The following is a 13,380-nucleotide window of genomic DNA, read 5'->3' as shown; positions in this document are numbered from 1 at the left end:
TTCTTTGTCATAATGTCCCTCTGACGTGCATATCGTTCAATATGCGTGTCCGGGGGAGGTTATCTATATGGCTGCAGAAATAGTAACTTTATTTTTAATGGCATTTGCATTAGGGATGGATGCCTTTTCAGTTAGCCTTGGGATGGGCTTAGTTCGTTTGCGATGGAAGCAAATTTTTGACATCGGTATATACATTGGGATTTTTCATATGATCATGCCGCTTATCGGAATTGTCTTGGGGAAAGTACTATCGGAAAAGTTTGGTTTAGTTGCCATGTATATTGGAGGATGTCTGCTCACTCTTTTAGGAATTCAAATGATTTATTCGTCTTTTAAACGCGATGAATCGCCTTTCATTGCACCGGTCGGCATCGGCCTGTTCCTTTTTGCGCTGAGCGTCAGTTTAGACAGTTTTTCGGTAGGATTAAGTCTAGGTATCTACGGAGCGGAGGTTTTGTTAACCGTCGTAATGTTTGGTTTTATGAGCATGGTGCTCACTTGGAGCGGGTTATTGATCGGCAAACGGGTTCAAGATTGGTTCGGCTCATATAGTGAAGCTTTTGGCGGGAGCATTTTGCTTGTATTTGGCTTGAAATTATTATTTTCAATGTAGAAAGCTGTATTGTCTAAACCAATCATTTGAGCACAGTCATTGGACGTGCTTTTTTTTGTTAATTTTTTTGGTTAAATATGCCTATTATGCAAAAAAATTGTGACTTTTTGTCGATAATAAAAATAAAAAAAATTCCTCATGGTTTCCATTCTTTCGAACTTTTTGATTATAATGAAGGTAACATCAAAAGGGAGAGATAGAAGGGAGAAAACCTTGTGACAAACATTTTATTCGTTTGCACCGGAAATACATGTCGAAGCCCGATGGCGGAGGCTATTTTTAAGCATTTGCAAAAAAACGGCCGATTTAACGTTCGTTCAGCAGGCGTGTTTGCATTGGATGGGCAAAAAATTTCAGAAAATGCAAAAAAAGTGCTGGAGGAAAAGGGAATACATGTTGAGCACAGTGCTTCAAAACTTACGGAAGAACATATCGATTGGGCAACATATGTATTTACGATGACTAAAGATCATAAAAACATATTATGCCAATTTTTTCCTAAAGCAGCTGAAAAAACATTTACGGTAAGCGAGTTCGTTGTTGGAAAAGATGAGGAGATACGTGATATTACCGATCCGTTTGGCAGTTCCGTGGAAAAGTACAGAAAAACAAGGGAAGAGCTGGAGCAATTGCTTCAAAAGCTTATTTCAAAATTAGAAACAAATTAGCAGGCAGGTGGACTCTGTGAAAAACAAGAATCGATACAAATTCAGCATCCGTTTAAAAATTGTCATCTTTATTACGATTGTTGCTCTTATTACATATTCAACAAGCGGATTTTTCATTTATGTTGTATACGAGTATGTGAAACAATATATTGACCGAACATCTTTTACCATTTTGACGTTGACTCTTGGAATTATATGGTCAGGGGTTTTAACAGCTATTGCAGCTGGATTTCTTATTTCTCCGCTAAAGCGGCTTGAAAAAGCTGCTCTTATAGCGGCCGATGGCGATATTTCCGTAAATGTTCCTGACATCAAATCAGATGATGAAATTCGGTCCTTAAGCAGAGCCTTTAATGAAATGCTTTCCAATTTAAGACATATGGTGAAAAACATTGAAATAAATTTTGAGCAAACAAATGAGCAGGTGAAACAAATACATGCTGCAACAGAACAGGCAACAAGACAAGCTGAAAGCATTTCATATACGATTAAGGAAATTTCAACAGGAGCCGACCAATCGGCGGCTGCTATTCAGGAAACAGCAGAAGCGGTGGAAGATACGGTAGAGCTTGCTAGTCAGGTAAAAGAAAAAGCAAAAGTATCCGAAAAAATGGCGAATGAAATGGTTCAATCACTTGACCAAAGCAAAAAGATATTTCAATCTTTAATTAAAGGGATTCAATCGTTGGCCGAAAAAAACGAGCAATCTATTTTGGCGGTACAGCGTCTTGAAGAAAATGCCAAAAAGGTGGAGACTATTGTATCCCTTGTCGGCGATATTGCCGATCAAACAAACCTGCTGGCGCTGAACGCGTCAATTGAAGCGGCAAGAGCAGGTGAACACGGCAGAGGGTTTGCTGTCGTTGCGGAAGAAGTTCGAAAGCTTGCTGACCAAAGCGCCAAAGCTGTTCAAGGAATTTCCGAGCTGATCTCTAACATTCAAAAAGAAGTAAGCAATGTTGTTGAACAGATTGGAGATCAAGTGAAAACAGCTCGACAAGAAGCGCAAAGAGGGAAAGAAACAGAGAAAATTCTTGTCGAGATGTCGAAATCGATTTTGCATGTTGCCGAAGCGGTTAAGGTGATCAGCGAGCTGATGGACGAACAGCAAAAAAGCATTCAACAAACAGGAGCGCAATCCGAAGAAGTGGCAGCGATTGCCGAAGAGACATCTGCTGGTGCACAGGAAGTGGCCTCATCTGTACAAGAACAAGCTGATAATATTTCTAACATTAATCAATTAACGAGAGAGCTTGAAGCAAGCGCTCAGCAGCTAAAGAAAGTAATCGATCGATTTACTTATGAAAAATAAAAAGGAGGAGCAGCTAGTGAAAGTTATAATTGCCTCAGATCACGGAGGGGTCAACATACGTGAAGAAATCAAAAAATTGCTTGACGAGATGAATATCGAATACGAAGATATCGGCTGCGACTGTGGGACATCAGTTGATTATCCTGATTACGCATTGCCAGCAGCTGAACGAGTAGCGAAAGGCGAATTTGACCGCGGTATTTTAATTTGCGGAACAGGGATCGGAATGTCAATAGCGGCCAATAAAGTAAAGGGTATTCGCTGCGCCCTTGTACATGATGTGTTTAGCGCAAAAGCAACCCGGGAGCATAACGACAGCAACATGCTTGCAATGGGTGAACGTGTCATCGGGCCGGGACTTGCCCGCGAAATTGTGAAAACGTGGCTGACAACTGAATATGTGGGAGGCAGGCATGCGAATAGACTAGAAAAAATTTCAAAATATGAAGAAACCCATTTATAAGGTGATGATCGAATGCCGGAATTGCAAGAATACCGGGAACAGCTTTTAACAGTGTTGGCCGATTTTAAAGAAAAAGCACCAATTCAAAAAGGGCAGCTGATTGTCATAGGGTGCTCAACGAGCGAAGTAATCGGAGAAAAAATCGGCACTGCCGGAAATACGGATGTTGCCGAAATGATATTTTCTGCATTATCGGAATTTCAAAAAGAAACAGGTGTAGAGCTCGCTTTTCAATGCTGCGAGCATTTGAATCGCGCTCTTGTCGTTGAACGGGAAACAGCAGAAAAGCGCAATTACGAAATCGTTTCTGTCATCCCAATCCCGAAAGCAGGCGGTTCCATGGCAGCGTTTGCTTATGAGCATATGAGGGATCCGGTTGTTGTTGAATTTATTAAGGCAGATGCAGGCATTGACATCGGAGATACACTTATTGGCATGCATTTAAAGCATGTTGCTGTCCCTGTTAGAAGTTCGGTCAAGCAAGTCGGACAAGCCCATGTAAACTTAGCTTTTAGCCGGCCGAAGCTTATCGGCGGTGCGCGGGCAGTTTATACAAAATAAACATTCGAATATTAGCAGTGCGAACTTACGTCATGGTTTGTGCTGCTATTTTTTTATAAAAGAAGTGGAGCGGAACGAAAAAAAACATGCACATCATTTCTTTGAAGTATCGGGGCCCCTCCATCTTTAGAAATTGTAAGCAAAAGTCGTATCAAACTTTGATGCGATTTTGTTTCACTGAAAATACAGGTTGCCGATCATTTCCTGCTTGACGACTCTGTGCATTGAGCTAGGTATAGAAGCTCCGCTGGTCGAGTTGTACAAGACATGATTCATTTTACAAACTGATAGTTTAAGTATACAGGCAGAATCGAGGTTTTAAGAAATTCCGAATTAAAAACTATTCATGCCAAAAAAAAGTTTGGGAAGAATGCGCTTACATAAAAGAAAAGGGTTGCCAAAGGATGAGCAATACGGTTATTCTGATTAATAAGTAGATCGGCATGACGATTTTGTCGCTCGCCTGTGCCGTTCAATCGATGAAAGACTAGAGGGGGAACATTTCATGAAATATATTCAACAACAGGATCCTGAAGTATATGAAGCGATACAGAACGAATTAAAGCGCCAGCGTACGAAAATCGAACTGATTGCGTCAGAAAATTTTGTCAGTGAAGCGGTAATGGAAGCCCAAGGTTCTGTATTAACAAATAAATATGCAGAAGGTTATCCGGGACGTCGCTACTATGGAGGATGCGAATATGTTGACGTTGCGGAAGATTTAGCTCGCGAACGGGCGAAAAAAATTTTTGGAGCTGAGCATGCAAACGTTCAGCCGCATTCCGGTTCTCAAGCCAATATGGCTGTTTACTATGCTGTCTTAAATCATGGGGACACTGTTCTCGGAATGAATTTGTCTCACGGCGGCCATTTAACGCATGGAAGTCCGGTAAACTTCAGCGGAATGCAATTTAATTTTGTTGAATACGGTGTTGATCCTAACACTCATCTTATCGATTATGATGATGTTCGAGCTAAAGCTCTTGAGCATAAACCGAAAATCATTGTTGCTGGTGCCAGCGCTTATCCTCGTGAAATTGATTTTAAAAAGTTTCGGGAAATCGCTGATGAAGTGGGAGCTTACTTAATGGTTGACATGGCTCATATTGCCGGCCTTGTTGCTGCAGGTCTTCATCAAAATCCTGTGCCGTACTCCCATTTTGTAACAACTACGACGCATAAAACACTTCGCGGTCCAAGAGGCGGAATGATTTTATGCAAAGAAGAATTTGCAAAACAAATTGATAAAATCATTTTCCCAGGCATTCAAGGCGGTCCGTTAATGCATGTTATTGCAGCAAAAGCGGTAGCATTGGGAGAAGTTTTACAAGAAGAATTTAAAACATATGCGCAAAACATTATCAACAATGCGAAGCGGCTGGCAGAAAAATTAAAAGAAGAAGGACTGACTTTAGTATCTGGAGGAACAGATAACCATTTGATTTTAGTTGATGTCCGCAACTTGCAATTAACAGGAAAAGTTGCTGAACATGTTTTGGACGAAATCGGCATTACTGTGAATAAAAACGCGATTCCATACGATCCTGAATCACCTTTTGTTACAAGCGGAATCCGTATTGGAACGGCAGCTGTCACAAGCCGCGGTTTTGGTTTGGAAGAAATGGATGAAATCGGATCGATTATTGCATTTGCATTGAAATTCCATCAAGACGAAGCTAAATTGGAAGAAGCGAGAAAACGGGTGCAAGCTTTAACAGAAAAATTCCCGCTCTACCCAAATTATTGAGGAAATATTGAGTGTTCGAAGCCACATGCTTCGGACGCTCTTTTTTTATTTTAATTTTCTGCCTCTTAAAACTATTTAAAATGGATTTCATCGTTTGGAATGTTGTCGAAAAAGGTTGATGAAAATGTTGAAACTCAAAAATTTTTTCTGTAAAATCTATTGAGGCAAAAGAAAAGGAGATGTGAAACTTGGGCAAAGTGTTTGTATTTGATCACCCGTTAATTCAGCATAAGCTATCCTATATTCGCGATAAAAAAACCGGAACAAAAGAATTTCGAGAGCTTGTGGATGAGATTGCTACATTAATGGCGTTTGAGATAACACGAGATCTTCCGCTGGAGGAAGTGGAAGTAGAAACCCCGGTAGGAGTAGCGAAAACAAAAATCTTGTCAGGAAAAAAACTTGGGGTTATTCCCATTTTGCGTGCGGGGCTAGGAATGGTTGACGGCATTTTGAAACTGATTCCTGCCGCAAAAGTCGGCCATATCGGGTTATATCGGGATCCGAAAACATTAAAGCCTGTAGAATACTATGTAAAACTTCCTTCTGATGTGGAAGAGCGGGATTTCATCGTTGTTGACCCAATGCTGGCTACCGGCGGTTCAGCAGTTGAAGCAATAGAGTGTCTAAAAAAACGCGGTGCAAAAAATATCCGTTTCATGTGTCTAGTAGCTGCTCCTGAAGGGGTAAAAGCAATGGAAGAAGCTCATCCAGATGTCGATATTTACATTGCCGCACTTGATGAGAAATTAAACGACCATGGCTATATCGTACCAGGTTTAGGAGATGCAGGAGACCGTTTATTTGGTACAAAATAACAGGAGAGGGCGAAGTGAAGTGCCCTCTCTTTCTTTTTAGATTCATTAATATAAGGAGCTGTCTTGAAAGTCAAATCCCCATTAAAAACACAAAATCATAAACATCGATATATCAACGTTTCTAAAACATTAATGGGCGTCAATAAGCCGTAAAAACGACTTATTAAACAGCTCCATCAATTTCTCACTTTTCCCTTAAAACGACTTTTTTCATGCAATAAACTGATGTTCATAGCGAACAATAAGTGCTGAGGTGATAGAAATGGGAAACCCTTCAGTGCGAATTTGTTTGCTTTTTTTCTTCATTTTCCACGTTTTTGATGTAACTGCTTTTGCAAAGACCTTCCCCGAACATCCGCAAATCCCTGAAGAGAATGCGGATGAACAAGTGACAATGATCATTGTTTTGTCAGATCAGAACCTTTCAAAAATAAAAGAGTTGATTCAAAAAAAATATCCGGAAATAAACATTTGCTGGGAATATAAAAAAACGTTTACCGGATTTTCAGTAAAAGGGAAAAAAAGAGATCTAGATCAGCTAGTAAAAGAGCCTTACATTGAACATGCAGAGCCTGTAACGACTTTTCAAGCAACGGTTGAAGAAAGTGTTCCTTTTATAGGCGGCATCGATGCACGCGGCTATTTTGACGCGAAGGATGAAAGATTGACGGGAAAAGGAGTGAAAGTAGCTGTTATAGATACGGGGATCGACTACAACCACCGAGATTTACAAAAAAATTATCAAGGCGGATTTGATTTTGTAGATCAAGACAAAGACCCAATGGAAACAGTCGCGAAAGACAATTCGAGGACAATTCACGGCACTCACGTAGCAGGAATTATAGCCGCAAATGGAAAATTGAAAGGGGTTGCTCCGGATGCCTCCATCATTGCCTATAGAGCGCTTGGCCCTCATGGATACGGGACGACAGACCAAGTTATTGCAGCGATTGAAAAATCGATTGAGGATCAGGTAGATATCGTAAATCTTTCTCTTGGCAATGATGTGAACGGCCCGGATTATCCGACAAGCCTGGCGTTAAACCGAGCCGTTGAAGAGGGGATAACTGCAGTTGTATCAAGCGGAAACTCTGGTCCTAACATTTGGACCGTCGGTTCGCCTGGCACTGCAAGCAAAGCAATTTCCGTCGGCGCATCGACACCGCCGCTTGACGTAAAGTATTTAACCCTTTCAGGATTTCAAAAGAAAATGCCAGCTGACTCTTTGTTCAATTCTGCCCCTTGGACAACAATTAGAGGACGAATAGAATATGCAGGCTTAGGGGAGAAAAAAGACTTTAAACCTTCTGTTAAAGGAAAAATAGCCTTGGTGAAGCGCGGGGAAATCACGTTTGCCGAAAAAGTGAAAAATGCAAAATCAGCCGGAGCCCAAGCGTTGATTATTTACAATAACATGAAAGGGAGATTTACCGGCAATTTAGAAGAAAAATTGGACTTTCCTGTTGTCTCCATCTCAAAGGAAGATGGCGAATGGCTGCTGAAACAATTGAATAAAAAATCGTTCATCAAAACAACCATTCAGATAGAACAAGATCGCCTCGCACCCTTTTCATCAAAAGGGCCGGTAACAGTCACATGGGAAGTGAAGCCCGATCTTGTCGCGCCTGGTGTAGCAATTGACAGCACAATACCTAAAGGGTATATGGCTCTTCAAGGAACAAGCATGGCTGCTCCGCATATAGCAGGTGCAGCGGCATTGATCAAACAAAAGCATCCAGATTGGTCGCCGGAACAAATAAAAGCAGCTATGATGAATACTGCTAAACCGCTTTATGATCAAAATGGAAGGCTGTACAAGGTGTTTGAGCAGGGGGCGGGAAGAATCGATATTTTATCGGCTGTTCAGACAAGAGCTCTCGTTTATCCGGCATCTCTATCATTCGGTCAATTTCACAAAAATATCGGCAGGAAAAAGAAAGAGATCACGTTAACTCTTGAAAATCTCTCCGATCAAGAAAAAACGTTTGTTTTTTCTAAACCGCATTATCAAAAAGGGGTTCAATGGCAGCTCCCTATTTCCGTAAAGGTTCCTGCTAACGGGAGAAGAGAAGTATCCGTCTCGATTGATGTTGCACCAAAATCATTGAGGGAAGGATTGTATGACGGGACTCTTGTTGTGACAGCCGGCAGCCAGACAATCCGCCTTCCATATTTATTCGTTGTTGGCGAACCGAATTATCCAAAAATCATGGGATTTGAATTTGGGCTTGCCGATCAAGGGAATATGTACCATTATGAGCTTTATTTGCCGCAAGGGGCGGATGAATTCGGGATTGCCCTGTATGATCCGGACACTTTAACATTCAAAGGCTTTTTAGACTGGCAAAGAAATATTCCGGGAGGTTTGTTGAAAAGAGACATTTCCGGGCAATTTAAGGACATTCCAAACGGCGTTTACAAAGCGCTTATTTTTGCAAAAAAAGACGGGGAAGAAAGCAGCTATGAAACGACAATCATTTTAGATAAAAAAATATTAAAAAGTCAATAGAAACGGCAAAAATATTTGTGAACAAATTGTGATATTCTTAACAAATAGCACAACTTTTGACGTGAAACAGATTGACATTGATTGGTGCCTATTGTATGCTAAACGGGGTGGGATGATAAGGTTTTCAACAGCCTTTTGATATAATAAAAAATAAGGTAATTTTATATTGTGAGGACATACCCAATGCGGCAAAAAGAGCACCATCCGCTCCGAGCATACGCTTTAATGACCGCCATTCTTTCCTATTTGGCAGGATCAGTGCTCGTTGGGATTTTTGCAGGAAGATGGCTTGATCGACAGTTGCATACAGAACCCGTTTTTTTGATCATTGGTCTTCTAATTGGACTGGCTGCGGGAATAATTGCGATGCTGAGATTAGTCCAACATTTTTTTCAGGAGAATGAACGGTAACTATGGATCGTATTGAAAAATTGTTTGTGCGCAGCAAAAAATATTTGCTGTTTTTGCTTGCCATCTATGTGTTAGCATGGGGGTTTACTCCTTATCAAGATATTTTCCTCGGTCTTGCCCTTGGTACAAGCTTTAGCCTCTATAATTTATGGATACTAGTGCGTAAATCAAAGCAAATACAGCAAGCAATCGAAGAAGGCCGTACAGCACGTTCGCTTGGAACGGTTTCAAGGATGGCAGCCGCAGGATTGGCGGTATTAATCGCACTCAAATTCCCTGAACATTTCCATTTAATTAGCGTGGTTATTGGTTTAATGACAATCTATATTGTCATTATGATAGATTCTATTCTATACATTTGCGGACAAGCTTGGGAAGAGAGGTGAATTTTGTTGGGTCACGAAGCGCCGATAGTAAAATTATTAGGACTTGAATTTAATTTGTCCAATATTTTGATGATACTTGTTTCTAGCGCAATTGTATTTATCATCGCCGTATTGTCGACCCGCTCTTTGGCAATGAAGCCAACGGGTATGCAAAACTTTTTGGAATGGGTCATGGATTTTGTGAAAAACATTATTAACAGCACGATGGACTGGCAGACAGGTGGCCGATTCCTTACTTTAGGAATGACGCTCATCATGTACATTTTTGTTTCCAATATGCTTGGTTTACCATTCGCTATCGTTGTTGACCATGAGCTTTGGTGGAAATCGCCTACGGCTGATCCTACCATAACGCTGACACTGGCCATTTTAGTCGTCGGTTTATCGCATTATTACGGGATTAAATTAAAAGGCTTTTCCGCCTATGGAAGCGACTTTTTCAAGCCACTGCCGTTTTTGTTCCCGCTTAAAATTATTGAAGAGTTTGCAAACACGTTGACGCTTGGTCTTCGTCTTTACGGTAACATCTATGCTGGGGAAATTTTGCTAGGTTTGCTTGTCAGCTTGGCAACTAGCGGAGCATTCGGCTTCATCGGGGCAATTATTCCGATGATGGCGTGGCAGGCATTCAGTATTTTTGTAGGTGCAATCCAAGCTTTTATCTTTACAATGTTAACAATGGTTTATATGGCGCATAAAGTTAGCCATGACCATTAAAAATAAATGACTTCATCACAATGTTTGTGTAAAAAATTATTTTTAAACAAATAAAGGAGGACTTTATTCATGAATTTATTAGCAGCTGCAATTGCAATTAGTTTAGCGGCACTTGGTGCTAGTATTGGTAACGGACTTATCGTATCTCGTACATTAGAAGGTATTGCTCGTCAACCTGAGGCGCGCGGTATGCTTCTAACTACTATGTTTATCGGGGTTGCGTTGGTTGAGGCGATTCCGATTATCGCGGTTGTTATTGCATTTATGGCTTTTGGTGCGTAATTTGAAAATTTCAAAAGAGCCTTGCCTAGATTGGTGTTGAAAAAGGCTTTTTAGAAATCGACATGCAATCAATTTGCGTGAAGTCCGAATCGAAAGGACAGCAAGTGAAAAAGAGGAAATGGCGAAGTTATTTAAGCATCTTCGCCATTCCTTTATGTTGTGAATGGTAAAAGAGTCCCAATATAGCCGGTAGTTGGAAAACGGAAGTTTTGAAGGGAGTGAAACGAAGCCGTGTTAACAGTTGAATTTGCCCTCGGAGCTGGAGGCTTCGCAGCAGGAGATATGCTCGTTCAGCTCGTTGTATTTTTAGTTTTGTTAGCATTGCTCAAAAAATATGCTTTTGGTCCGCTTATGGGCATTATGAAACAGAGGGAAGAATTTATTGCAAATGAAATAAATGCTGCGGAAGAAAAGCATGCGGAAGCCAAAAAGCTTGCCGAAGAGCAGCGTGAGCTATTAAAGCAAGCCCGCATCGAAGCACAGGAGCTTGTTGAAAATGCGAAAAAACTCGGCGAACAGCAAAAAGAAGATATCATCCAAGCGGCTCGTGCGGAGGCAGAAAGACTGAAAGAAGCAGCCAAGAAAGAAATCGAACACGAAAAAGAGCAAGCTGTTGCTGAATTGCGTAATCAAGTGGCATCATTATCCGTTCTTATTGCTTCTAAAGTGATTGAAAAAGAATTGAATGAAGCTGAGCAAGAGAAGCTGATCAATGATTATATTAAAGAGGTAGGAGAACAGTTATGATTGGCGGAGTGGCAAAGCGCTATGCGTCAGCTCTTTTTCAAATTGCAAAGGAAAAAAATCAAGTGAAGCAGTTTGAAGAAGAATTGCGGATTGTAAAGCAGGTGTTTATTGAAAATCAAAAATTGCTGCAAATTTTAGAGCATCCGAAGGTGTTGCTCGAAAATAAAAAATCATTGGTCAATGAAGCGTTTTCTTCATTGAGTGCTGAAATTATCAATACTCTTCTTCTGCTTATCGATCGCCATCGCATCCGCTTAGTTCCTGAACTTGTAGATAACTTTGTGGAGCTTGCAAATGAAGAACAGCAAACAGCAGAAGCAACGGTTTACTCCGTCCGTCCGTTGAAGGATGAAGAAAAGCAGGCTCTTTCAGAAGTATTTGCGCAAAAGGTCGGAAAAAAATCGCTTAAAATCACAAACGTCATTGATCAGAACTTAATTGGCGGACTGAAACTTCAAATCGGCAATCGTATTTTTGACGGTAGCATCAAGAGTAAGCTCGAACGAATCGGGCGGAATTTAGCGAAAAGTTCGTAGATAGGGGTGAAACTCATGAGCATCAAAGCTGAAGAAATTAGTGCACTGATAAAAAAGCAAATTGAAAACTATCAGTCTGAAATAGAAGTTAGCGATGTCGGCACAGTTATTCAAGTAGGTGACGGGATCGCACGTGCTCATGGCCTCGACAATGTCATGGCCGGTGAGCTTGTCGAATTTTCAAACGGCGTTATGGGATTAGCCCAAAACCTTGAAGAAAATAACGTCGGTATTGTTATTTTAGGCCCTTTTAAAGACATTCGTGAAGGCGATGAAGTGAGAAGAACAGGACGGATTATGGAAGTTCCTGTTGGAGAAGAGCTGATCGGCCGCGTTGTAAATCCGCTTGGACAACCAGTGGACGGGTTAGGCCCGATTGAAACAACAAAAACACGTCCGATTGAAAGCCCTGCCCCAGGCGTCATGGACCGGAAATCTGTTCATGAACCGCTGCAAACGGGTATTAAAGCGATCGACGCTCTTATCCCAATTGGCCGCGGACAACGCGAGCTCATCATCGGTGACCGTCAAACAGGTAAAACACAAATTGCGATCGACACAATCATTAACCAAAAAGAAGAAAACATGATTTGTATTTATGTTGCGATCGGACAAAAAGAATCAACAGTTCGAAATGTTGTTGAAACACTCCGTAAACACGGTGCATTAGATTATACGATCGTTGTAACGGCATCTGCGTCTCAACCGGCTCCATTGCTTTATTTGGCCCCATATGCCGGTGTATCTATGGGCGAATATTTTATGTACCAAGGAAAACATGTCCTTATCGTATATGATGATCTTTCAAAGCAAGCTGCCGCTTACCGTGAGCTTTCTCTATTACTACGCCGTCCACCTGGACGTGAAGCGTTCCCTGGGGATGTCTTTTACTTGCACTCCCGTCTATTGGAACGCGCAGCAAAACTTAGCGATGCAAAAGGCGGCGGATCTTTGACGGCATTACCATTTGTTGAAACACAGGCTGGCGACATCTCAGCGTACATTCCTACGAACGTAATTTCCATTACAGACGGACAAATTTTCTTGCAATCTGACTTATTCTTCTCAGGTGTGCGCCCTGCGGTAAACGCCGGATTGTCCGTTTCCCGCGTCGGCGGTGCAGCGCAAATCAAAGCGATGAAAAAAGTTTCGGGTACGCTTCGGTTAGACCTTGCAGCATACAGAGAGCTTGAAGCATTCGCTCAATTCGGTTCTGATCTAGATAAAGCAACTCAGGCGAAGTTAAACCGTGGTATGCGTACAGTTGAAGTATTGAAGCAAGGCATCAACAAGCCGATCCCAGTTGAAAAACAAGTTATGATCCTTTACACCTTAACAAAAGGATTTTTAGATGATATTCCTGTTGAGGATATTCGCCGCTTTGAAGAAGAATTTTATGCTTATTTAGATCAAAATGAAAAAGAGCTTCTTGAAGAAATCCGTTCGACAGGAAATCTGCCTGAAGACGAGAAAATGGAAAAAGCCATCAAAGGATTCAAAAAAACTTTTGCAGTTTCTGAATAAAGAACGATAAGGCTGTGAAAATACGGGGATTCTTTTCACAGCCGTTTTCAAAACATGATCGGCTATTTTTCAAAAAGGTGGTGAGA

Annotated in this window: 15 protein-coding genes; all 15 read left to right on the top strand. The window is 41.2% G+C overall.

All coding sequences use genetic code 11. From position 1 onward, the window contains the following. Positions 1-67: 67 nt before the first annotated feature. The 15 genes from NSR00_RS11970 to atpA all read left to right on the top strand — a co-directional run bounded on the left by NSR00_RS11970 (position 68) and on the right by atpA (position 13,294). Positions 68-613: a manganese efflux pump MntP gene (locus tag NSR00_RS11970; RefSeq protein ID WP_094244717.1), complete on the top strand. Its 546-nt coding sequence runs from the start codon at positions 68-70 to the stop codon at positions 611-613. A gap of 215 nt (positions 614-828) precedes the next feature. Further along, positions 829-1,281 carry a low molecular weight protein arginine phosphatase gene (locus NSR00_RS11965; protein WP_082829607.1) on the top strand — a complete coding sequence of 151 codons (453 nt, stop codon included), beginning with the start codon at positions 829-831 and terminating at the stop codon, positions 1,279-1,281. Between the two features lie 16 nt (positions 1,282-1,297). Next, positions 1,298-2,593, top strand: coding sequence for a methyl-accepting chemotaxis protein (locus NSR00_RS11960; protein ID WP_117016858.1), 1,296 nt, complete (start codon positions 1,298-1,300; stop codon positions 2,591-2,593). A gap of 16 nt (positions 2,594-2,609) precedes the next feature. Beyond that, positions 2,610-3,056: a ribose 5-phosphate isomerase B gene (rpiB, locus tag NSR00_RS11955; protein ID WP_340788988.1), complete on the top strand. Its 447-nt coding sequence runs from the start codon at positions 2,610-2,612 to the stop codon at positions 3,054-3,056. 12 nt (positions 3,057-3,068) lie between these two features. Next, complete coding sequence (locus tag NSR00_RS11950; protein ID WP_063389023.1) at positions 3,069-3,617, top strand: TIGR01440 family protein; 549 nt, start codon at positions 3,069-3,071, stop codon at positions 3,615-3,617. 505 nt (positions 3,618-4,122) lie between these two features. Continuing rightward, positions 4,123-5,364: a serine hydroxymethyltransferase gene (gene glyA / locus NSR00_RS11945; protein WP_063389022.1), complete on the top strand. Its 1,242-nt coding sequence runs from the start codon at positions 4,123-4,125 to the stop codon at positions 5,362-5,364. Positions 5,365-5,552: 188 nt separating this feature from the next. Continuing rightward, positions 5,553-6,182: a uracil phosphoribosyltransferase gene (gene upp / locus NSR00_RS11940; protein ID WP_063389021.1), complete on the top strand. Its 630-nt coding sequence runs from the start codon at positions 5,553-5,555 to the stop codon at positions 6,180-6,182. 262 nt (positions 6,183-6,444) lie between these two features. Then, entirely contained in the window at positions 6,445-8,691 is a 2,247-nt protein-coding gene (locus NSR00_RS11935; protein ID WP_340788984.1) for a S8 family serine peptidase, read from the top strand. Positions 8,692-8,874: 183 nt separating this feature from the next. Beyond that, positions 8,875-9,102, top strand: a complete 228-nt coding sequence (locus NSR00_RS11930; protein WP_340788980.1) for an AtpZ/AtpI family protein — start codon at positions 8,875-8,877, stop codon at positions 9,100-9,102. 2 nt (positions 9,103-9,104) lie between these two features. Beyond that, positions 9,105-9,488, top strand: a complete 384-nt coding sequence (locus NSR00_RS11925; RefSeq protein ID WP_063389019.1) for an ATP synthase subunit I — start codon at positions 9,105-9,107, stop codon at positions 9,486-9,488. Positions 9,489-9,494: 6 nt separating this feature from the next. Then, complete coding sequence (atpB, locus tag NSR00_RS11920) at positions 9,495-10,205, top strand: F0F1 ATP synthase subunit A (protein WP_327873303.1); 711 nt, start codon at positions 9,495-9,497, stop codon at positions 10,203-10,205. 69 nt (positions 10,206-10,274) lie between these two features. Continuing rightward, on the top strand, positions 10,275-10,487 hold the full coding sequence (gene atpE, locus NSR00_RS11915) for a F0F1 ATP synthase subunit C (protein ID WP_340788977.1): 213 nt from the start codon (positions 10,275-10,277) through the stop codon (positions 10,485-10,487). 282 nt (positions 10,488-10,769) lie between these two features. Next, complete coding sequence (gene atpF / locus NSR00_RS11910) at positions 10,770-11,234, top strand: F0F1 ATP synthase subunit B (protein WP_082830384.1); 465 nt, start codon at positions 10,770-10,772, stop codon at positions 11,232-11,234. Continuing rightward, entirely contained in the window at positions 11,231-11,770 is a 540-nt protein-coding gene (locus NSR00_RS11905) for a F0F1 ATP synthase subunit delta (protein ID WP_117016857.1), read from the top strand. The genes atpF and NSR00_RS11905 overlap by 4 nt, the downstream gene beginning before the upstream one ends. A gap of 15 nt (positions 11,771-11,785) precedes the next feature. Further along, positions 11,786-13,294, top strand: a complete 1,509-nt coding sequence (gene atpA / locus NSR00_RS11900) for a F0F1 ATP synthase subunit alpha (RefSeq protein ID WP_063389014.1) — start codon at positions 11,786-11,788, stop codon at positions 13,292-13,294. Positions 13,295-13,380: the final 86 nt, after the last annotated feature.

It is taken from the genome of Aeribacillus sp. FSL K6-8394 (assembly GCF_038008865.1).
GTDB lineage: Bacteria > Bacillota > Bacilli > Bacillales > Aeribacillaceae > Aeribacillus > Aeribacillus composti.
This window is presented reverse-complemented; position numbering and strand designations above follow the sequence as displayed.